17 protein-coding genes and 1 riboswitch are annotated in these 21051 nt (G+C 70.2%); of the genes, 4 read left to right on the top strand and 13 right to left on the bottom strand.

The annotated features are described in order from the left end of the window. Positions 1 to 42 precede the first annotated feature (42 nt). Positions 43 to 1614, bottom strand: coding sequence for an ABC-F family ATP-binding cassette domain-containing protein (locus tag AMK34_RS31140; protein ID WP_073847720.1), 1572 nt, complete (start codon positions 1612 to 1614; stop codon positions 43 to 45). Positions 1615 to 3062: 1448 nt separating this feature from the next. Here AMK34_RS31140 and AMK34_RS31130 point away from each other — a divergent pair. Beyond that, positions 3063 to 4151 carry a dihydrofolate reductase family protein gene (locus AMK34_RS31130; RefSeq protein ID WP_073847718.1) on the top strand — a complete coding sequence of 363 codons (1089 nt, stop codon included), beginning with the start codon at positions 3063 to 3065 and terminating at the stop codon, positions 4149 to 4151. A 204-nt stretch (positions 4152 to 4355) separates the two neighbouring features. Here AMK34_RS31130 and cobN read toward each other — a convergent pair whose 3' ends face one another. From cobN to AMK34_RS31080, 11 genes are all read right to left on the bottom strand, one after another. Further along, on the bottom strand, positions 4356 to 7937 hold the full coding sequence (cobN, locus tag AMK34_RS31125) for a cobaltochelatase subunit CobN (protein WP_073847717.1): 3582 nt from the start codon (positions 7935 to 7937) through the stop codon (positions 4356 to 4358). A 53-nt stretch (positions 7938 to 7990) separates the two neighbouring features. After that, a riboswitch (cobalamin riboswitch) is annotated at positions 7991 to 8063 on the bottom strand. Positions 8064 to 8115: 52 nt separating this feature from the next. After that, positions 8116 to 8793, bottom strand: a complete 678-nt coding sequence (locus AMK34_RS31120; RefSeq protein WP_038517869.1) for a response regulator transcription factor — start codon at positions 8791 to 8793, stop codon at positions 8116 to 8118. Further along, positions 8778 to 10220 carry a sensor histidine kinase gene (locus AMK34_RS31115; RefSeq protein ID WP_241832904.1) on the bottom strand — a complete coding sequence of 481 codons (1443 nt, stop codon included), beginning with the start codon at positions 10218 to 10220 and terminating at the stop codon, positions 8778 to 8780. The genes AMK34_RS31120 and AMK34_RS31115 overlap by 16 nt, the downstream gene beginning before the upstream one ends. After that, entirely contained in the window at positions 10204 to 10452 is a 249-nt protein-coding gene (locus AMK34_RS31110; RefSeq protein ID WP_037346637.1) for a hypothetical protein, read from the bottom strand. The genes AMK34_RS31115 and AMK34_RS31110 overlap by 17 nt, the downstream gene beginning before the upstream one ends. A 56-nt stretch (positions 10453 to 10508) precedes the next feature. After that, positions 10509 to 11663 (bottom strand): glycerate kinase family protein, encoded by a 1155-nt coding sequence (locus AMK34_RS31105; RefSeq protein ID WP_073847715.1) that lies wholly within the window; start codon positions 11661 to 11663, stop codon positions 10509 to 10511. A gap of 17 nt (positions 11664 to 11680) precedes the next feature. Continuing rightward, entirely contained in the window at positions 11681 to 13117 is a 1437-nt protein-coding gene (locus AMK34_RS31100) for an SLC13 family permease (RefSeq protein WP_083650051.1), read from the bottom strand. 235 nt (positions 13118 to 13352) lie between these two features. Then, a complete protein-coding gene (locus AMK34_RS31095; protein WP_073847997.1) occupies positions 13353 to 14606 on the bottom strand; it encodes an HNH endonuclease signature motif containing protein in 1254 nt (417 codons plus the stop codon). Positions 14607 to 14709: 103 nt separating this feature from the next. Continuing rightward, entirely contained in the window at positions 14710 to 14967 is a 258-nt protein-coding gene (locus AMK34_RS42855; RefSeq protein ID WP_143202664.1) for a hypothetical protein, read from the bottom strand. A gap of 69 nt (positions 14968 to 15036) precedes the next feature. Continuing rightward, positions 15037 to 15282: a helix-turn-helix transcriptional regulator gene (locus tag AMK34_RS31090; RefSeq protein WP_005162705.1), complete on the bottom strand. Its 246-nt coding sequence runs from the start codon at positions 15280 to 15282 to the stop codon at positions 15037 to 15039. Between the two features lie 3 nt (positions 15283 to 15285). Further along, positions 15286 to 16137 carry an ABC transporter permease gene (locus AMK34_RS31085; protein ID WP_073847714.1) on the bottom strand — a complete coding sequence of 284 codons (852 nt, stop codon included), beginning with the start codon at positions 16135 to 16137 and terminating at the stop codon, positions 15286 to 15288. Next, positions 16134 to 17039: an ABC transporter ATP-binding protein gene (locus AMK34_RS31080; RefSeq protein ID WP_073847713.1), complete on the bottom strand. Its 906-nt coding sequence runs from the start codon at positions 17037 to 17039 to the stop codon at positions 16134 to 16136. Before AMK34_RS31080 ends, AMK34_RS31085 begins: the two co-directional genes overlap by 4 nt. Before the next feature lie 98 nt (positions 17040 to 17137). Here AMK34_RS31080 and AMK34_RS31075 point away from each other — a divergent pair, with 98 nt between their 5' ends. The 3 genes from AMK34_RS31075 to AMK34_RS31065 are packed head-to-tail and all read left to right on the top strand — an operon-like array spanning position 17138 to position 20339. Further along, the gene (locus tag AMK34_RS31075; protein ID WP_073847996.1) at positions 17138 to 18217 is read left to right on the top strand and encodes a precorrin-3B synthase; all 1080 of its coding nucleotides are present in this window, start codon (positions 17138 to 17140) and stop codon (positions 18215 to 18217) included. Further along, on the top strand, positions 18214 to 18837 hold the full coding sequence (locus AMK34_RS31070) for a precorrin-8X methylmutase (protein WP_016332061.1): 624 nt from the start codon (positions 18214 to 18216) through the stop codon (positions 18835 to 18837). Before AMK34_RS31075 ends, AMK34_RS31070 begins: the two co-directional genes overlap by 4 nt. After that, positions 18834 to 20339, top strand: a complete 1506-nt coding sequence (locus tag AMK34_RS31065; RefSeq protein WP_073847712.1) for a precorrin-2 C(20)-methyltransferase — start codon at positions 18834 to 18836, stop codon at positions 20337 to 20339. Before AMK34_RS31070 ends, AMK34_RS31065 begins: the two co-directional genes overlap by 4 nt. On the opposite strand, the gene AMK34_RS31060 is transcribed toward AMK34_RS31065, so the two are convergent. Then, complete coding sequence (locus AMK34_RS31060) at positions 20330 to 20959, bottom strand: response regulator (RefSeq protein ID WP_241832903.1); 630 nt, start codon at positions 20957 to 20959, stop codon at positions 20330 to 20332. The two genes, AMK34_RS31065 and AMK34_RS31060, sit on opposite strands and share 10 nt — an antisense overlap. Between the last annotated feature and the right edge of the window lie 92 nt (positions 20960 to 21051).

The following is a 21051-nucleotide window of genomic DNA, read 5'->3' as shown; positions in this document are numbered from 1 at the left end:
CTGGATGCGGTACTTGCACACGCAAGTAACGCATCCAGAGGACTAATTGCGGAGGGGGAGCCAGCGGGTGATGCCGATGTCGGCCAGGAACGGCCGGTCGTGGCTCGCCACGATGAGCGTGCCCCGGTAGGCGAGCAGTGCCTCGGTGAGCCGCCGCACGCTGGCCAGGTCGAGGTTGTTCGTCGGCTCGTCGAGCAGCAGGAGCCGCGGCGTGGGCTCGGTCAGCAGCAACGTCGCCAGCGCCGCCCGGAACCGTTCCCCGCCGGACAAAGACGCCACCTCGCGGTCGGCCGCCTTGCCCCGGAACAGGAACCGGGCCAGCCTCGCGCGGATCTCGTTGTCCGTGAGCGACGGCGCGACCAGTCGCACGTTGTCCACAATGGACAGCGTGTCGTCCAGCACGTCGATCCGCTGGGGGAGCAGCCTCGCGGGGACGAAGAGCCCCGCCTCGCCCGACTTCGGCGGCAGCTCGCCGGCGATCGTCCGCAGCAGGGTGGTCTTCCCCGAACCGTTCGGGCCGGTGAGCGCGATCCGCTCGGGGCCCATGACGTGCAGGTCCGCCGCCGGGCCGAACCGGGGCACGGCGTCGATCCGGAGCACGTCCGTGCCGCGGGCGACGGTCGTCTCCGGCAGCTCGACGCGGATCTCGGCGTCCTCCCGCACCAGTTCCTCCGCGGCCTTCAGCGCCTCGACGGCGCCTTCCAGTCGGTCGGTGTGCAGGTTCCGGTACTTGCCCGCGGCGATCTGCGCGTCCTCCTGGCGTTTGCGCATCCGCACCTTGGGCTCGCGTTTCCGGTCCCACATCTGCTGGCCGTAGCGGGCCCGCCGGGCGAGTTTGATCCCGGCCTCGACCAGCTCCCGCTTCTGCCGTTTGACGTCCGACTCCGCCGCGCGCACATGCCGCCGGGCGGCCTCCTGCGCGACCTCGACGGCGTGTTCGTAGTCCGCGAGGTTGCCGCCGTACAAGGTGACCTCGTGGTCGCGGACCTCGGCGATCCGGTCGACCAGCCGCAGCAGTTCGCGATCGTGCGAGACCACCACGAGGATCCCGCCCCAGCCCGCGACCTCGCGGTGCACGAGTTCGCGGGCCCGCAGGTCGAGGTTGTTCGTGGGCTCGTCGAGCAGCAATGCGGCGGGGCGGCGCAGCAACAGGGCGGCCAGCCCGAGCAACGTGAGTTCGCCGCCGGACAATTCGCCCGCCCGCCGGTCCAGGCGGACGGCTGCCAGACCGAGCCGGTCGAGGATCGCGCGGATGCGTTCCTCGACGTCCCAGTTGTCGCCGATGGTGGCGAAGTGCTCTTCGGTGGCGGAACCGTCCTCGACGGCCCGGATCGCCGCGCGGATCGCGGTGACACCGAGCACGTCGTCGACGCGGCGGCCGGTGTCGAGGACGAGGTTCTGCGGCAGATAGCCGAGTTCACCCGGTGTGGTGATGGAACCCGTCGTGGGCCGCAGCTCGCCGGCGAGCAGCCTGAGCAGCGTGGACTTGCCGGATCCGTTGGTGCCGACCAGGCCGGTGCGGCCGGTGCCGAGGGTGAGCGAAAGGCGGTCGAACGCCGGGGCGCCGTCGGGCCAGGTGAAGGTGACGTCGGAAAGCGTCAAGGAAGAAGACATGAGACTCCCTGCGAAGGAGGTGGATGTGGGCGCAGGTTCGTCTCAGAAGATCACCGCGACAGGTTAGCTCTTGGGTGGTCGGGTGGCGATCGATTTTCGTGGGGCCCGGTAGCCGTTCTGTGGCGATCCGGTACTCGGGTTCGTCCTTGAGCCGATGAGGCGGGTGTGTTCCTTGGAGCGGTCGAGATCGCGGGCCTGAGCGGGCACGCCTGGCCCGGCGTTCGCGGGACCGGCGCCGGGGCTGGGCCGATGATGATCCGACGCGGCACCATGTCGGGTCCGCTCGCGAAGGGTCGGCGGATTTCGGCGGCGGTGCGGGTGGTGTTCCGCGGCTTGCGTGGGCGGTCGTTGCCGAAGTGAGGCAACGGTGCGGGCGTCTCGGTCTCGGTCACGTGACATGGGGACGGTCGCTGGTGCCCTAGGCGCTGTCGCCGAATTGTGGCAACGCGGGGGAGTCGGTCTTGGTCATGTGGCTGCGGGTAGCGTCGTGGATTCCGTGGTCGTTGCCGATTTTCGGTAACGCCGAGGGTGGCGTCCTTGGTCACGTGACGTCGGGGCGGTCCCGGTTGCCGCAGGTGGTCGTTGCCGATTTGCGGCAATGGTCGCCGGTGCGGTCGGCCCTGATTCGGTGCGGGGGTGGTCCTGGTGCGGGCAGGCGTTGTCGCCGCTTTCTGGCAACGCTGAGGGTGTCGTCCTTGGTCACGTGACGTCGGGCCGGTCCCGGTTGCCGCAGGTGGTCGTTGCCGATTTGCGGTAACGGTCGCCGTGCGGTCTGCCCTGATGCGGCACGGGGGCGGTCCCTGGTGCGGGCAGGCGTTGTCGCCGATTTCCGGTAACGCCGAGGGTGTCGTCCTTGGTCACGCGGCATCGTGCCGGTCCCCGGTTCCCGCAGGCGCAGGTGTTGTCGCCGATTTCCGGTAACGCCGAGGGGTCTCGGTCACGTGACGTCGGGGCGGTCTCGGTTCCCGCAGGAACCGTCGCCGAATTGCGGTAACGGTCGCCGTGCGGTCTGCCCTGATGCGGCACTGGGGCGGTCCCTGGTGCGGGCAGGCGCTGTCGCCGATTTCCGGCTACGTGCAGGCGTGTCGGTCTCGGTCACGTGACGTCGGGGCGGTCCCGGTTGCCGCGGGCGGTCGTTGCCGATTTGCGGTAACGGTCGCCGTTGCGGTCGGCCCTGATTCGGTGCGGGGGTGGTCCCTGGTGTCGGCAGGCGTTGTCGCCGATTTCCGGTAACGCCGAGGGTGTCGTCCTTGGTCACGTGACGTCGGGGCGGTCCCAGTTCCCCTTGGTAACCCTTCGCCGAATCCCGGCAACGGCACTAGAGCGTCGCCCCGACGCGACACCCGACCCCGGCTCAGGCCGTCGCCGAATCCCGGTAACGAACAACCCGCCACAGAGCCCCGAGTCACGGTCTGTCCCAAAGACCCGCGAGGGGCATACTGGCGGTCGTGATCGAACGCCCTCATGTCCTGCTCTCCGCCGCGGTCTCGCTCGACGGTTACCTCGACGACGCGAGCGACACCCGGCTGGTGCTGTCGAACGAGGAGGACTGGGCCAGGGTGGACGGGCTGCGTGCCGCGTCGGACGCGATCCTCGTCGGCGCGAACACGGTGCGCGCGGACAATCCGCGGTTGCTGGTCCGCTCGCCGGAGCTGGTCGCGAAAAGGGTCGCGGAAGGGCGCCCGGAGCAGCCGGTCAAGGTCACCCTCACGCGGAGCGGGTCACTCGATCCGGCGGCGCAGTTCTTCACCGTCGGCGACACCGAGAAGCTGGTCTACGCGCCGCCCGGCGTCGTCACGGGGGTGAAGGCGACCGTCGTCGAACTGTCCGGCCTGAAGGAAATCCTGGCCGATCTCCACGCGCGCGGCATCCGGCGGCTGATGGTCGAAGGCGGCGGCGCGATCCATACCCAGTTCCTCACCGAGGGCCTGGTCGACGAGCTGCACCTGGCCGTCGCGCCGTTCTTCGTCGGCGACACGCGCGCGCCGCGGTTCGTCGGGCCGGGCGCGTTCCCGCGCGGGCTGACGCTGACCGGAACCACGCGGCTGGGCGACATCGCCGTCCTGGAGTACCAAGCGACGCCGGAACCGTCCGATGTGGACATCCGGCACCTGCGTGAGGCCATCGCGCTGGCGGAGAACTGCCCGCCGCGCACGTTCCGCGTCGGCGCGGTGATCACCGCCGCCGACGGCGAAGTGCTCGCCACCGGTTTCTCGGGCGACGGCGATCCCGCCAACCATGCCGAAGAAGCCGCGCTCGCCAAACTCGAACCAGGGGATCCGAGGCTGGCGGAGGCGACGATGTACACGTCACTGGAGCCGTGCAGCTCGCGGACGTCACATCCGCGAAGCTGCACCCAGCTCATCCTCGACGCCGGCATCCCGCGCGTCGTTTTCGCCTGGCGCGAGCCGTCGGTGTTCGTCGACTGCGTCGGCGCCGAGACGCTGGAGGCGGCCGGACGCCGGGTGATCGAGGTACCCGCCCTCGCCGCCGACGTCCGCCGCGCGAACACCCATATCCCGGGTGTCCACCTCTGAGCTTCTACTTGCAGGCGTCGCAGCAGCCGCAGCCCTGACCGGTGCACGCCGAGCAGCAACCGTGGCGAAGCACGACCTTCAACAGACGCTTGATCATCGCTGTCCTCCCGATCATTGACGTCCCACCGCCCTTGTCACGCTAAGTTCTGCGCATATGACAGTGGTACCGCCGGGAGTGCCACGGCACTGCTCCAGCGGGTGAAGTCAGGACTCGAGATCCCCCTCCAGCGATAGGTAGACCTCGCGCAGCTGAGCCAAAAGATCGGCGTCCGGCTCCGCCCACAGCCCCCGATCGGCCGCCTCGTTCAACCGCTCGATGATGCCGCGCAGCGCCCACGGGTTGGCCTGGCGCAGGAACTCCTGGTTGACCTCGTCGAGCACGTAGGACTCGGTGAGCTTTTCGTACATCCAGTCACCGACGACACCGGCGGTGGCGTCGAAACCGAACAGGTAGTCGACCGTCGCCGCCAGCTCGAAAGCGCCCTTGTAGCCGTGCTTGCGCATCGCCGCCAGCCAGCGCGGGTTGACCACGCGGGCCCGGAAGACGCGGGCGGTCTCCTCGCCGAGCGTGCGGGTGCGGACGGCGTCCGGGGTGGTGCTGTCGCCGACGTAGGACGCGGGCGCGGTCCCGGTCAGCGCGCGGACCGTCGCGATCATCCCGCCGTGGTACTGGAAATAGTCGTCGGAGTCGGCGATGTCGTGCTCGCGGGTGTCGGTGTTCTTGGCCGCCACCACGATCCGCTTGTACGAGTTCTCCATGTCCTCGCGCGCCGGCCTGCCGTCGAGGTCGCGGCCGTAGGCGAAGCCGCCCCAGACCGCGTAGACCTCGGCGAGATCCTTGTCGTCGCGCCAGTTCCCGGAATCCATCAGCGGCAGCAGACCCGCCCCGTACGCGCCCGGCTTGGAGCCGAAGATCCTCGTGGTGGCCCGGCGTTCGTCGCCGTGCGCGGCCAGATCCGCGCGGGTGTGGGCCCGCACGAAGTTCTGCTCGTCCGGCTCGTCGAGGTTCGCCACCAGGCGCACGGCGTCGTCCAGGAGGGTGATCACATGCGGGAAGGCGTCGCGGAAGAACCCACTGATCCGCACGGTGACGTCGATCCGCGGACGGCCGAGCTCGGCGAGCGGGATCGCCTCGATCCCGGTGACGCGCCGCGAAGCCTCGTCCCAAACCGGCTGGACACCCAGCAGGGCGAGGACTTCCGCCGCGTCGTCACCCGACGTGCGCATCGCCGACGTGCCCCAGACCGAGAGACCGACCGAACGCGGCCAGTCGCCTGTGTCCTCCTTGTAGCGGCGGAGAAGCGAGTCCGCGAGAGCCTGTCCGGTCTCCCATGCGAGACGGCTGGGGATGGCCTTCGGGTCGACGGTGTAGAAGTTGCGGCCGGTCGGCAGCACGTTGATCAGGCCGCGCAGCGGAGAACCGCTGGGTCCCGCGGGGATGTAGCCGCCGTCGAGCGCGTGGAGCACGGCGTCGATCTCGGCGCCGGTGCCCGCCAGACGCGGCACGATCTCGGTGGCGGCGAAGGTCAGCACGCGCGCGACCTCCTGGTGTTCCGGCACCTCGGCGACGACCTCGGCGACGGCTGCGGGGGACCAGTCCCTGGCCTCCATCGCCTCGACGAGCGAGCGGGCCGTCTGCTCGATGGCGTCCACTTCGGACAGTGGGGCGTCGCTGTTCTCCTTGAGCCCCAAAGCGGACCGCAGACCGGGGACCGCGCCCTGTTTGCCGCCCCACATCTGCTGTGCGCGCAGCATGGCGAGCACGAGGTTGATCCGCGCCTCGCCCACCGGCGCGGCGCCGAGGATGTGCAGGCCGTCGCGGATCTGGGCGTCCTTGACCTCGCACAGCCAGCCGTCGATGTGCAGCAGGAAGTCGTCGAACTCCGCGTCGTGCGGGCGTTCTTCGACACCGAGGTCGTGGTCCAGTTTCGCGGCCTGGATCAGCGTCCAGATCTGCGCGCGGACGGCGGGCAGTTTCGCCGGGTCCATCGCGGCGATGTTGGCGTGCTCGTCGAGGAGCTGTTCCAGGCGGGCCATGTCGCCGTAGCTCTCGGCGCGGGCCATCGGCGGGATCAGATGGTCGACGATCGTGGCGTGCGCGCGCCGTTTCGCCTGCGCGCCCTCGCCGGGGTCGTTGATCAGGAACGGGTAGATCAGTGGCAGATTGCCCAGGACGGCGTCCGGCGCGCACGAGTCCGAGAGACCCGCGGTCTTGCCGGGAAGCCATTCCAGCGAACCGTGTTTGCCGAGGTGGACGACGGCGTGCGCGCCGAATTCCTCCTCAAGCCAGCGGTACGCGGCCAGGTAGTGGTGGCTCGGCGGGAGATCCGGGTTGTGGTAGATCGCGACCGGGTTCTCGCCGAAACCGCGCGGCGGTTGGATCATCAGGATGACGTTGCCGGACTGCAGCGACGCCAGCACGATGTCGCCGTTGTCGACGTAAAGCTCGCCGGGCGCCGGGCCCCAGTGCTCCTCCATGCCCTCGCGCAGTTCCGCGGGCAGCTCGGCGAACCACTCGCGGTATTTGCCCGCGGGCACGCGGATCGGGTTGCCGGACAGCTGTTCCTCGGTGAGCCACTCCGGATCCTGGCCGCCCGCGGCGATGAGCGCGTGGATGAGCGCGTCGCCGTCGGGCTGGTCGGTGCCGGTGGGCTCGACGCCGGGGAACGGATCGTCGCCGAGGTCGTAACCCTGGTCGCGCATGCGGCGCAACAGCTTGATCGCGGACGCGGGAGTGTCGAGGCCGACGGCGTTGCCGACGCGGGAATGCTTCGTCGGGTACGCGGACAGCATCAGCGCGATCCGGCGTTCCGGCGGGGGAGTGTGGCGCAGACGCGCGTGCGCGAGCGCGATCTTGGCGACCCGCGAAGCGCGCTCGGCGTCCGGCACGTACTTGGGGAGGCCGTCGTCGTCGATCTCCTTGAACGAGAACGGGACGGTGATGAGGCGGCCGTCGAACTCGGGGACGGCCATCTGGTTGCCCGCGTCGAGCGGCGAGAGGCCGTCGTCGTTCGCGGACCAGGTCTCGCGATCGCTGGTGAGGCACAGCGCCTGCAGGATCGGGATGTCGAGCGCGGCCATCTCGGCGACGTCCCACGCCTCGTCGTCGCCACCGGCGCCGACCTCGGACGGGCGGGTGCCGCCTGCTGCCAGCACGGTGACCAGGAGCGCGTCGGCCTTGGCCAGCTCGGCCATCATCTCCGGCTCGCGGGTGCGCAGGGAGGCGCAGTGGATCGGGAGCGCGCGGCCCCCGGCGTCCTCGACGGCGTCGGCGAGGGCGTGGACGAACTCGGTGTTCCCGGACAGGTGATGCGCCCGGTAGTAGAGGATCGCGACGACCGGCCCCTCGGTGCTCTTCGGCTCGCGCTCCAGGACACCCCACAGCGGCTGCACGGCGGGCGGCTCGAAGCCATCACCGGTGAGCAGGAGCGTGTCGCTCAGGAACCGGTGCAGCTGCGTGAGGTTGGCCGGGCCGCCCTGCGCGAGATACGCGTGCGCCTCCGCCGCGGTGCCGGCCGGGACGGTGGACAGCTTCATGAGCTGCGCGTCCGGCGTCTGCTCGCCGCCGAGGACCACCACGTGCGCGCCGCTCGCGCGGACCGTGTCGAGGCCTTCCTGCCAGCTGCGTTCGGAGCCGAGGATCCGGACGACGACGATCTTGGCGCCGTCGAGCAGGGCGGGCAGCTCCGCGAGGTCGAGGCGGGCCGGGTTGGCCAGCCGGTACTCGGCCTCGCTGGAACGGGCGCTGAGCAGGTCGGTGTCCGAAGTGGACAGAAGCAGGATCACGGCAGTCCTCACTCGGGGTGTCCGCGCCCCGGGTCGTGTGGTCGCGACGGCCGGAGTTCCTGGCTTCCCTCCCTGGCCGGGAGGATGACAGTGGCGGGACCGCCCCGGACTCTCACCGGGTTCCTCCGCCGCCGTCGCGTGGGTCTTGAGTTCACTCTCCGGTGCGGTCCGGCGGGAGTCAAGGTGATGTGTGGCCGGGGTCGAACGCGTACCCCATACCCCGCGCGGTGCGGATGTGGCCCGCCCCGATCTTGCGGCGCAGGGTGCGGACGTACACGTCGACGATGTTGGAGCCCGGGTCGAAGTCGTACCCCCACACGTGGGAGAGGATCTGCTCACGGGTCAGCACCTGGCCCTGGTGGCGGATGAACAGCTCCAGCAGGGCGAACTCGCGCGAGGTCAGGTCGACGCCGGCGCCGTCGACGTCCGCGCGGCGAGTGCGCAGATCCAGCGACAGCGGGCCCGCGTGCAGCACGGTGGTCTCGGCGACGAGTTCGGTACGGCGCAGCCGGAGCCGGATCCTGGCCAGCAGCTCGTCGAAGCGGAACGGTTTGGCCATGTAGTCGTCGGCGCCGCCCTCCAGCCCGGCCAGGGTGGTCTGCGGCGAATCGTGCGCGGTGAGGATCACCACCGGGGTGGTGTTGTGGTGTTCGCGCAGCGTCCGCAGCACGGACAGGCCGTCGCGGGAGGGCAGGCCGAGGTCGAGCACCAGCAGGTCGTAGCCGTCGCCGAGGGCGTACTGGAGGGCCTGCTCGCCGTCCGCGACGACGGTGGTGGTGAAGCCGTTGGCGACGAGCCCCTTGCGGACGAACGACGCGATGCGCTCCTCGTCCTCGGCGATCAGGATACGGGCCACGGCGTGCCTCCTTCGGCTGAACGAACAGGGATTTCGATGGTGAACCGGGCGCCGTGCCCCGGGGCGGATTCCAGGCGCACCAAGCCGTGCTGAGCCTCGGCGATGGCGCGCACGATCGCCAGCCCGAGCCCGGCCCCGCTCCGATGACCGCCCGACGGCCCCCGGTTGAACCGCTGGAAGATCTTCTCGGCGTCCTCCCGCGGCACTCCAGGGCCATGGTCGGCCACCCAGAACGACACGGTGTCCTCGGTGACGGCCGAGCCGATCAGGATCTCGTCGCCGTCTTCGGTGTGCTGGACGGCGTTCTGGGCCAGCTGCACCACGGCCTGGGTCGTGCGCTGCTCGTCGAGCGGCACCTGGCCTTCGCCGAGCGCCTCCAGCCGCCAGCGACGATCGCCGATGGTGCGGACCTTGGCGTAAAGATCGCTGGTCAGCTCGGTGACGTCGGTGGGGGCGAGGGTGACGAAGTCGGGCTGCTCGGCCTTCGCCAGCAGCAGGAGATCGCCGACGATGCGGTTCATGCGGTCCAGTTCGTCGACGCACAGCCGGATCGCCTCGGCCCGCGCGACCGGGTCGTCGTCGAGCAGTTCGAGATGGCCGAGCACGATCGTGATGGGCGTCCGCAGTTCGTGGCCGGCGTCGTCGAGGAAGCGCCGCTGGGTGGCGAACGCGAGGTCGAGCCGGTCGAGCATGGCGTTGAACTGTTCGGCGAGCGCGGCGACGTCGTCGCGGCCGTCCACCGGGATGCGGCGGGTCAGGTCGTGCTCGGTGATCTCGGCGGCGGCGCGGCGCACCAGCCGCACCGGGGCGAGGATCTGGCCGGCGACCAGCCACGCCGCGGCCCCGGCCAGGACGAGCCCGAGCAGCCCGACGAACAGCAGGGTCCGCACGGTGGTGGCGATCTCGGCGCGGTCGCGGTCCACGAAGTAGCCGACGACGAACGAACCGCGGTCACCCTCGCGGGTGCCGGACGCGTCGACACGGATCCAGCGCATCTCCCCGGCGGGGGTCTCGACGCTGCCGCTGCGCGCCGGGTCGGCGAGGATCGGATCCAGCACCGCTGGGCTCTCGCCCAGCCGGAACGGTTCCTCGCGGTCCTGCAGGATCGGCCCGGACGACGGCGTCCAGGCCAGGACCACTTCGTCGTCGTCGACGTACTGGCGCCGCAGATGCGCCGACAATGCGGACCGCACGTCCGGGAACGGCTGCCCGGTGGCGCGGTCCACCCCCTCGGCCAGCACCTGGCCGAGTTCGGCGGCCTCCTGCTCGAGCGCGGCGTTGACGTCGCTGTCGACCTCGCGCAGCAACAGGTTGTACGTGACCAGCGTCGTCGACACCGTCACCACGGCGACGAGCAGCAGCAGCCAGCCCATGATCCGGACGCGCGCGGGGACCGCCCGCATCCTGGTTTCAGTCGTCGTCGGCACCGTCGTCGTCCTGGTCGTCGCCGGGCGGGACCACCGGGGGCGGTGGCACGACCACCGGCGTGGAACTGCTCGGCGGAGGGGGCTGGGTGGTCGACGTGGGGTGTTCCTTCAGTTTCACCTCGATCGGCGCCTGCGGCGCGGGCGGCTCCGGCCATGCCCAGGTGACCGCGGCCGCGCCGAGCGGGAGCGCCACGGCGGCGATGAGCAGGGCGATACGCGGCGAACGGGCCATGGCTCCACCCTTCCGGTCGTCGATGTGGCGAAGATGAGGACAAGATGAAGGAATCTTCACATAACGGGCGTGGACAGGCGGGTGCCGACCAGCACGAGCCGCAGCAACCGTTCGGCGGCGTCGGTGAGGAACTCCGCGCCGCGCAGGATCGCCTCGTCCAGATCCACAGGACCGGGCTGGATGGCCTGGAAGGCGTCGATGCCGACCGCGTAGGTGGTGTCGGCGTCCATGCCGATCCGCCCGGCGAGCGCGACCACCGGCTTGCCGTGCGCCTTGGCCCGGCGCGCGACCTCGGCGGGCACCTTCCCGTGCGGGGTCTGGGCGTCGATCGTGCCCTCGGCGGTGACCACGAGATCGGCCGCCGCCAGCCGCGCGTCGAGGTCGACGTGGTCCAGCAGGACTTCGAAGCGCGGCAGCAGCCGGGCTCCCAGCGCCGCGCACAGCCCCGCGCCGAGACCGCCGGAAGCACCCGATCCGGGAACGAGCGCGACCTCGGCGCCCAGGTCGCTGCGCAGGACGCCGGCCCAGTTGTCGAGCGCCGCCGCCAGCCGCTCCACCTGCTCGGGAGTGGCGCCCTTCTGCGGGCCGAACACCCTGGCCACGCCGCGTGAGCCGCACAGGACGTTGTGCGGGTTGACCGCCAGCCGGAGTTCGGTGCCCGCGAGTCTCGGATCGAGCCCGGACACGTCGATGTGCCGGGCCCGCGCCAGCTCCGCCCCGCCGGGCCCCACCTCCTGACCGGCGCGATCGAGCACGCGGGCGCCCAGCGCCTGGAGCGCCCCGGCTCCGCCGTCGGACACGCCGGAATCGCCGCAACCGACGAGCACCGACGAACAGCCCGAGTCGAGCGCGGCGATCATCAGCTCGCCGACGCCCCGGCTGGTGGTGCGCCCGGGATCGCGCCGATCGGCGGGCACCAGGCGGAGCCCCGCGGCCGCCGCCATCTCGACCACCGCCGTCGAGCCGTCGCCGAGAATCGCGAAATGGGAGCGCACCGGCAGCCCGACCGGGCCGGTGACGACGGTGTCCACGATCTTCCCGCCGGTGCTCCCGGCCAGGGCCGCGGCCGACCCCTCGCCGCCGTCCACGAGCGGGACGCGGTCGATCTCCGCGAACGGGACGACCCGCAGCACGCCCTCGGCGATGGCGTCGGCGGCGGCTTCGGCACCGAGACTTTCCTTGAACCCACTGGGGGCGACGACGATCCGCATGACTTCCTCCTGATGGTTCACGGGATGAGCGAGAGGCCGAGGTGCGGCCAGACGAGCAAGGCGAAGACGGCGACGACGACCACGTGCAGCGGCGCGAGCACCTTCGAAAGCCGGAGCAGGTCGCGGGACGAATAGGTCGGCACGCCGTCGATGTCGGAGAAGAGCGCGACCGGTTTGGCGGACGAGGTGAGGGTGTGGCAGAACCCTGCCGCCGCGGTGGAGGCGAACACCGCCGCGGCCGGGGCCAGCCCGGTGGCCGCCGCGAGCGGGATCACCACCGGCACCAGCACCGAAGACCGCGCCGACCGGGACTGCACCGCCAGATGCGCGGCCGTGCTCACCACGATCACCGCCGCCAGCACGGCCCACGCCGGCGCGCCCCGGACGGGACTCAAGGCCACGTCCGCCACCCATGCCGCCGCGCCCGACGACACCAGCGCGCCGCCCAGCGCGGCCGTCGCGGCGGTGAAGAGCAGCAACGACCACGGCACGGTCTTCAGCGCCGTACCCGTCGTGACCCGATGCGGTGGCACGCACATCGCCAAGGCACCGACGAGCCCGACCAGCGCGGGCGGCAGTCCGTGCCACGGCTCGGTGCACCACAGCACCAGCACGGCGCCGATGGTGACCGCCGCGAACCGCTCCGTCCGGGTCCACGGCCCTCGCGGCGGGAACCTGGAGCGCAGGTCGAACCGCTCACGACGGTCTTCGCGGGTGGTGAACAACCGCAAGACGACCTCGGCCGCGAGATGGGACGAGACCACCGCAAGCGGTAGGCCCAGCAACAGCCAGCGCAGGAAGCCGATGCCGTCGCCGGTCGCTTCACGCAGAAGCTGATCGGCCACCAGATGCGCGCCCGCGCCGATGAGCGTCGAAACCGCCGACAGCAACACCACCGTCGGGAACAGCACCGAGAGCGCCTTGACCATCCGCGGAAGCGCGCTCGCCAAGGCGGTGAACACCGGCACGGCCAGCGCCGCCCGCCCCGACGTCGAGGGGACCACCAGCGACGAGACCACCACCGCGACCGTCGACAGATGCGCCAGCCCGCGCACCGATCGCGCCCGCGCGGGGACCATGGCCACGAACCGGTCGACCAGTCCTGACGCGGTCAGCCCCGCCGCCAGTACGAACGCCGCGATCAGCAGCCACACCAGATCCGCGCCGAGGGTGGCGAACAGGTCGGCGGGCGCCAGCACTCCGGCCACGGCAAGGACGGCCACCGCCGCCAGCGCGATCCAGGTGTCGTCCAGGCTGGTCAGTACCCACGCGCCCACGGCCGTGGTGAAGATGGCCAAGACCAGTGCGCCCTGCCAGCCCGGTCCGCCGGGCACGAGCGCGGTGGTCAGCGCCGGGATGGCCGCGGCGGGGATCAGCCATGCCTTGGTGTGCCGGGGTTTTTCGGGGTTGGTGGGTTTTCTCGGTGGGCTGGTCGTGTAGGTGTAGGCGGTCACGGTGATGAGCTTGTGACGCGCTTCTGAATCGTCCGTTAAGGACGGATGAGGAGGTCTTCATGTTGGCTTGGCGGCTGTTGCCGTGCGACGGGCAGGGCGTGACTGGTCCGGTGGTGATGGACTGTGTGGATTTTGGGGCGTTGGATGACCAGAAATCCACACAGTGACCGGGCCTGTCCGGCGTCGGGCATGCCGAAGGGCCCGTCGCCTGGATGGCTGGCGGGCTCTTCGGGGTTCAGACGTGGTGCAGGGTGTTGCGTCGGGGTTGTCGGAGCGGGTCTCGGTATTGGGGTGGGATGAACTCCGGTAACCCGTCGGCGGCCATCCGCACTTCCCAATCACCGTGGTGGATCAGCCGATGATGGAAGCCGCAGAGCAATACGAGGTTCCGGAGGTCGGTGGGTCCGCCGTCTGCCCAGTGCTCAATATGATGAGCGTGGCAATTCTTAGGCTTCCGATGACAGCCCGGGAATGCGCAACCGCCATCTCGGATGTTCAACGCGCGTCTCTGGCCTGGGGTGACGAACCGTCTCAGTCGACCCATGTCCAGCGGCTCGCCCGAGGCACCCATCACGACCGGCACCATCAGGCAATCGCAGGCCGCGAGCCGGGCTTCCCGTGCCGTCATTGTCCCCACGAAGTCGAGACACGCGGTGCCGAGACCGGACTTCAGTTCCTCAAGTCCGACGGTGACGTGCACGAGGGTGCGGTAGCCGCTGGTCCCCGGTTGGTCGGGGCAGGCGATGGCCAGATCGAGCAGCTCGGCCCAGGCGTCTCCCAGGCGCTCGCACTTCATCCGCAGATCCGCCTGCCCGAACTCATCCACCGGCCGCGGCTGCGCATGCGCCTCCAGTGCTGCCGCCGTGCGAGCACCGGTCTCCTCATCCAGCAGGCCGGTGAGCTTCCAGAAGCCATCCTTGCGCCGTTCCAAGGTGATCTCGCGGCGTGGCTCCTTCGGCTCGGGATCTTTGGGTTCGTTGCCATCAGGGTTCAGCAAGCCCTGCAGGTTCGCCTCAGCCTTGGCGAGCTGCCGAGGACCGGCGCTCGGGGCAAGATTGCCGAGGATCTGCTCCGCTCCCGCCCGGTCCTCGGCTGAAATGTCGGCGGGGAGGTTTTTCAGGATCTCCAGGATCTGATCGATCCGCTCATCCCCGACCAATCCCTGAGCGGCGACCGCAGCAGTGGCGGGAGCGAGAGGCGGAACCTCAGTGCCATCCAGAGCGCGGGTGGGGTTCAAGGCGATCGCCCGCTTCACGATCGGACCCGCCTCACCCCGCGACAACCCCGCGATCTCGGCGAGCCAGCTCGCCGTACTCCCATGCCCGTACAAGTCTTTGGCGCCCCGAGACTCGATCTCCGCCAGGAACTGCCCCAGACAAGCGGTCGCGATCCGGATCACCTGCAAAGCGTGCTGCACGCCATGGGCAAGCTCCAGCTTGCCGGCGCGCCACAGCTCCTGCGGCAACTCGGGGAGGAAGGTCTCGGACACCCCTTCATAATACCCGAAGAAATCGAACACGTGTTCGTAATTTTAAGCAACCAGCCAACTCGCATCGACAACACTGAAGGGTGAAACAGTCGCCAGCACCGCATCACCCTGAGCGACTCGCATTTAGTCGACTAAATGCCGAAGAGGACTCCTGTGGATCGACGGCCGCTTCCTTGCGTCGTCGGTATTCGGCGATCTCGGAAGTCAGCGCCTGGATCTCGACGGGCGGGGCCGCAGGGCCGCGCGTAAACCTCCCGCCCCCGGCGGCCAGCAGGCTGACGACCAGCTCAACCAAGCTGACCGGATAGCCGTCGATGCTTCCGGCGGCAGGCGACGAAGCCGCTTTATCCAGTTGCCGCACAAGGACATCGCGAGAGATCCCCAGAGCATCCGGGAGCGCGTGTCCGACGCACCGCGTGCTCCAGCAGGCTCACGCCGACCGTTCCGACGAAGAGTCCCCGATCCGCGGGAAAGGGGCGGTGGAGAAGATGATCTCCACCGCCACCTCGAAGAACTCCGCGATCCGCAGGGCGAGGTAGAGGCTCGGGCTGTACTCGCCGCGTTCGAGGTAGCCGATGGTCTGGTAATGCACGCCCAGCGCATCGGCGAGTTCGCGGCGGGAAATGCCCCGTTCCGCCCGCAACATCGCGATCCGGTTGTAAACGACCTCGCTCATGAGCTAGCCAATTCGCTGCATCGCCTTTTCCCGTCGTGCCGCCACCGAGGACCCGGACTCGCGCCGCGCCATGCGCCGCAGGACGACCGGGGCCAGCGTCAATCCGATCACGGCCCACACCGACAGCACGCCGAGGGTCTCCCAAGGCCGCCAGGACTGGCCGATCTCGATGATCACCGTCGAGTCCGGCAGCAGCGCCGACCGCATGCCGAGGCCGAGCCAGTACATCGGGAACACCTGCCCGAGGTATTGCAGCCACTCCGGCAGCGCGGTGATCGGGTAGAAGATCCCCGAGATCGCGCCGATCCCCAGTGTCGGCAGCATGATCAGCCCGATGCTGCGCGCGTTCGAGGTCAGCGAGCCGAAGATCGCGCCGATCGGCATCGTGGCGAGCAGGCCGAGCACCAGCACCCACATCAGGCCCAGCCACGACGTCAGCCCGCCGGGCGCGATGCCGTCGAACAGGATCAGGCTGGGGATCAGTACCAGCAGCATTCCGACGACGGTGCTCATCGACACCGTGACGACCTTGCCGACGAGGTAGCCGATCATGCCGTTCGGCGTGGCCTTGGCGCGCAGGAGCGTGCCGTCTTCGCGTTCGACGGCGAGGACTCCCGCCATCCCGAGCATGCCGCTGAACACGATCGACGCGCCCAGCACGCTCGGCACGGTGGCGGCGCCGAGCGAGAACTCCGTGCCCGGCAGTTTCGCGCCGCGCATGAAGAACATGACGATCACGAAGATCGCCGGGTACAGGAAGGTGTTGAAGAGGTCTTCCCGGTTGGTCATCATCTGGCGGGCCTCGAGCCAGCCGCGTCGGACGCCCAGCCGGACACTGTGCTGAATCGTGTTCATCGCGCGCCCACCGCCTCCAGGGACTCGGCCTTGCGGACCAGGGTCATGTACGTGTCTTCGAGCGACGCCCGCCGGACCTCCAGATCGCCGATGGCGTCCCCGTGCTGCTTGAACAGTTCGTGCACGTACTTCGTCGATTCGGTCGTGGAGTGCACGAACCGCTGGCCGTCCAGCGTCCAGCGCACCTCGGCCTCGCCGGCGATCTGCCTGCTCAGCGCGTCGGCCGAACCGTCGGCCACGATGCGGCCGTGGTTCAGGATCAGGATCCGGTCGGCCAGCTTCTCGGCCTCGTCGAGGTCGTGCGTGGTCAGCAGGATCGTCGTGTCGTCGTCATCGGTCAGCCGGTGCACGAGTTCGTGGAACTCGCGCCGCGCCTCCGGGTCCAGCCCGGCGGTCGGCTCGTCGAGGAACAGCAGTTCCGGGCGGCCGACGATGCCGATCGCGACGTCGAGCCGCCGCCGCTGCCCACCCGAGAGCATCCGGACCTTCTTGTCTGCGTGCTCGGTCAGGCCGACCGCGGCGACCAGTTCGCCCGGATCCCACGGCCGCTTGATGCGGTCCGTGGAGTACGGCGCGTAGTAGCCGCCCAGGTGCTCCAGCAGCTCGCGCACCCGCCATTTCGCGTGGTCACGCCAGGCCTGGAGGACGACCCCCAGCCGCGCCCTCCAGTTCTCGTCGGCGTGCGCCGGGTCGACGCCCAGCACGCTGACCTCGCCCTCCGACCGCATCCGGAAGCCTTCGAGGATCTCGATCGTCGTGGTCTTGCCCGCCCCGTTCGGGCCGAGCAGGCAGATCACCTCGCCGCGGTGCGCGGTGAAGTCGACGCCGTGGAGGACGTCGTTCGTGCCGTACCGCATCCGGAGATCTTTGACGGAGATCATCACGTCGTGTGGATCTCTCATTGGTCACCCCCATCTCAGTGCTGCGATCGAATGTAGCACACCTACTACATATGATCTGAGACATACTCTCGGTGGAATCGGCCATCTACAGTGAGCGCATGTCCACGAGCGCACGTGTCCGAGCCGACGCGTGCCCTGGTGTTTTCGCCACGCACGACGCGGCCGACGGCCCGCTCGCCCGGATCCGGCTGCCCGGCGGCGCCATCTCGGCGGCTCAGTTCGGGGCGCTCGCCGGCGCCGCCGACGACCTCGGTGACGGCGCCCTCCACCTGACCTCCCGCGGCAACGTGCAGCTGCGCGGAGTCACCCGGCCGGGGCTCGCGGGCAGGCTCGCCGCGGCCGGGCTCCTGCCTTCGCCGTCACACGAACGCGTCCGCAACATCCTCGCTTCGCCGCTGAGCGAGACCGCGCAAAAGCTCGCTCAGGAACTCGACGAGGCCTTGTGTGCCGTCCCGGAGCTGGCCGAGCTCCCCGGACGCTTCCTTTTCGCGTTCGACGGCGGCCAGGGTGACGTCGCCGGTGAGGGCGCCGACGTCTGCTGGCGCGACGGGGCCGTACTGCTCGCGGGCGAGGACACCGGCCTGCGCGTCCCCGCCGAGCACGCCGTCGAGACGCTGCTCGCGGTCGCGCGCGCGTTCCTGCGCACGAGGGGAACGGCCTGGCGGATCAGCGAACTCGCCGACATCGAGCCGCTGGTCAGGGGCATCCCAGGCGAAATGACGGAGCCGCGGGAGTTCGAGGTGAACCCGGGCCTCCCGATCGGGCCGATCGGTGACGCGATCGGGGTCGCCCCGGTCTTCGGCAGGCTCACCTCGGCTCAGGCGCGCGCGATCGCGAAGGCAGGGAACGCCGTGGTCACGCCGTGGCGATCGATCCTGGTGCTCGGTCCCTTGGCCGCGGACACGGGGCTGATCACCGATCCGGACGCGCCTTCGCTCGGGATCAGCGCCTGCATCGGGCAGCCGGGCTGCGCCAAGTCGCTCGCCGACGTGCGGGCCGACGCGGCGCGGGTCGGGCGGGCCCCGCGAGCCCATTTCGCCGGTTGTGAACGGCGTTGCGGCAAACCCGCGCGCGAGCACGTCGACGTGCTCGCGACAGAGGACGGTTATCTGGTCGACGGGGCGTTCGTCCCGGTCGGCGAGCTGGCGAGAACGTTGGCGGAGAAGGGAACACAGTGATCGACTACATCCGGGACGGGGCCGAGATCTACCGGCATTCGTTCGCCACCATCCGTGAGGAGGCGGATCTCGCGATCCTGCCCGACGACGTCGCGGTGCTGGCCGTGCGGATGATCCACGCCTGCGGGATGGTCGACCTGGTCGACGATCTCCGCTACAGCCTGGACGTGGTGGAATCCGGCCGCGCCGCGCTCGAAGCGGGCGCGCCGATCCTGTGCGACGCGAACATGATCGCCTCCGGGGTGACCCGCAAACGTTTGCCTGCCGCCAACGAGGTGCTGTGCACGCTGTCCGATCCGAAGGTGCCCGGGCTGGCCGAGCGGATGGGCACCACCCGGTCCGCGGCCGCGCTGGAGCTGTGGCGCGACAAGCTGCCCGGTTCCGTGGTGGCGATCGGCAACGCGCCCACCGCGCTGTTCCGCCTGCTGGAACTGCTCGAAGAAGGCGTCGGTGCCCCGGCGGCGATCATCGGGGTCCCGGTGGGCTTCATCGGCGCCGCCGAGTCCAAAGTGGAGCTCGCGAAGCGGGCACCGGCCCCGTACCTGGTGGTGCACGGACGACGTGGCGGCAGCGCGATGGCCGTCGCCGCGATCAACGCGATGGCGAGTGAGGTCGAATGAGCGGGCTCGGAAAACTCTGGGGTGTCGGGCTCGGACCGGGTGACCCCGAGCTGATGACCGTCAAGGCCGCACGCCTGATCGGCGAGGCCGACGTCATCGCCTATCACAGCGCGCGGCACGGCCGGAGCATCGCGCGTTCGGTCGCCGAGCCGTACCTGCGGGACGGCCAGATCGAGGAGAAGCTGGTCTACCCGGTCACCACGGAGACCACCGACCATCCCGGCGGCTACGAAGGCGCCATCGCCGACTTTTACGAGCTGAGCGCGAAACGGCTCGCCGAACACCTCGACGCCGGTCGCGACGTGGTCGTGCTCTGCGAAGGCGACCCGTTCTTCTACGGCTCCTACATGTACATGCACGAACGCCTCGCCGACCGTTACGAGGCGACCGTCGTGCCGGGCGTGACGTCGGTCAGCGCGGCGTCGTCGGTGCTCGGCCGCCCGCTGGTGCAGCGCGACGAGGTCCTCACGATCCTGCCCGGCACGCTGCCCGCGCCGGAGCTCGCGAGACGCCTGGCCGACACGCAGGCCGCGGCGGTGCTCAAACTCGGCCGCACGTTCGGCAACGTCCGCGAGGCGCTGGCCGAAGCCGGGAAGCTGGACGACGCCTTCTATGTCGAACGGGCGACCTGGCAGGCGCAGCGCGTCGAGCCGTTCGCCGACGTCGACCCGGAGTCGGTGCCGTACTTCTCGCTGGCGCTGCTGCCCAGCCCGGCCTACGCGTCCCGGCTCGCCGACGAACCCGAAGTCACCCGGGAGCAGGAAACGCACACCGGCGGGGAGGTCGTGGTCGTCGGCCTGGGCCCGGCGGGTCCGGATTGGCTGACGCCCGAGGCGACCGCGGAACTGGCCGCGGCGGAGCACATCGTCGGCTACGGCCCGTACGTCGCGCGGGTGCCGCAGCGCGCGGGCCAGCAGCGGCACGCGTCGGGCAACCGCGTCGAGGCCGAACGCGCCGTCGAAGCGCTCGAACTGGCCGCCGACGGGGCCAAGGTCGCGGTGGTGTCGTCGGGTGATCCCGGCGTGTTCGCGATGGCGTCGGCCGTGCTGGAACAGGTCGCGGCCGGACACGGCGCGGGCGCACGGGTGCGGATCGTGCCGGGCGTGACCGCCGCGCAGGCGGCCGCGTCCCGGGTCGGCGCCCCGCTGGGCCACGACTACTGCGTGCTTTCGCTGTCCGACCGGCTCAAGCCGTGGGAGATCATCGAACGTCGGCTGGACGCGGCGGGTGCGGCGGATCTCGTGCTCGCGCTGTACAACCCGGCGTCCCGCACGCGGACCACGCAACTCGCGCAGGCCCGCGACGTCCTGCTCCGGCACCGTGCGCCGGAGACGCCGGTGGTCGTGGCCCGGGACGTCGGCGGCCCCGAGGAGGACATCCGCGTGGTCACCCTCGGCACCCTCGATCCGGCCAGCGTGGACATGCGCTGCCTGCTGATCATCGGCTCGTCGAAGACACGCGCCGAGAACGGCATCGTCTGGACACCTCGCTCCTACGAGTGACGGCCGAGCCCGGCGTTCCGAGCTTGGGCGAGTAGCACCTCCCGGTCGTCGATGCCGGCCTTCGCGTGGATCGCCGTGACGACGTTGCGCACGGTCTTGGGTGCGAGCCCGAGCCGTCGCGCGACGGCCGGGATCGTCAGGCCACCCGCCAGGAGGTCGAGCACCTCGTGTTCGCGCGGGGTCAGCCGTGGGAACGCCCGCATCGGCTGCGAAGCGGCCAGCAGGCCGTAAAGCCGGTCCGCGGCGCGCTCGCCGAACACGACCGCGCCCGCCGCGACCCCGCGGATGAACCGGATCAGATCGTCGGGGCCCGCGCTGCGGGACAGGACGCCGCGCGCGCCCGCGAGCATCGCGGCGACCACGAGTTCGCCGTCGCCGGGCGGGGTCAGCACCAGCACGGCGGTGTCCGGTACGCGCGACGACACCTCGCGCGTGATCGCCAGCCCGTCGAGTGAGGGCGGATGGACGGACAGGACGAGGACGTCCGGCCGCAGCACGCTGGCGTGCCAGACCGCTTCACGTTCGTCGGGGGTATGGGCGACCACCTCCAGCTCCGAGGACGCGGGCGGTTCGGGGACGCCCGCGAAGACCACGGTCACCGCATGGGTTCGAATCGGCACGCCATCGGTTGTAGCGCAGAACTTTTGTACAGTGTCGGGCCGTTTTCGGTGAACAATGTCCATTCGATAACGCTTGATGTCTGTTGGTGAAC

Origin of the sequence: Amycolatopsis sp. CB00013 (assembly GCF_001905755.1) — a bacterium.
GTDB classification, from domain to species: Bacteria; Actinomycetota; Actinomycetes; order Mycobacteriales; family Pseudonocardiaceae; genus Amycolatopsis; species Amycolatopsis japonica.
This window is presented reverse-complemented; position numbering and strand designations above follow the sequence as displayed.

Excerpts from the sequence above, each read along its gene's own strand:
- AMK34_RS31110 (WP_037346637.1), bottom strand. The coding sequence starts at position 10,452 with ATGGCCCGTTCGCCGCGTATCGCCCTGCTCATCGCCGCCGTGGCGCTC.
- AMK34_RS31085 (WP_073847714.1), bottom strand. The coding sequence starts at position 16,137 with ATGAACACGATTCAGCACAGTGTCCGGCTGGGCGTCCGACGCGGCTGG.
- AMK34_RS31075 (WP_073847996.1), top strand. The coding sequence starts at position 17,138 with ATGTCCACGAGCGCACGTGTCCGAGCCGACGCGTGCCCTGGTGTTTTC.
- AMK34_RS31080 (WP_073847713.1), bottom strand. The coding sequence starts at position 17,039 with ATGAGAGATCCACACGACGTGATGATCTCCGTCAAAGATCTCCGGATG.
- AMK34_RS31090 (WP_005162705.1), bottom strand. The coding sequence starts at position 15,282 with ATGAGCGAGGTCGTTTACAACCGGATCGCGATGTTGCGGGCGGAACGG.
- AMK34_RS31065 (WP_073847712.1), top strand. The coding sequence starts at position 18,834 with ATGAGCGGGCTCGGAAAACTCTGGGGTGTCGGGCTCGGACCGGGTGAC.
- AMK34_RS31140 (WP_073847720.1), bottom strand. The coding sequence starts at position 1,614 with ATGTCTTCTTCCTTGACGCTTTCCGACGTCACCTTCACCTGGCCCGAC.
- AMK34_RS31105 (WP_073847715.1), bottom strand. The coding sequence starts at position 11,663 with ATGCGGATCGTCGTCGCCCCCAGTGGGTTCAAGGAAAGTCTCGGTGCC.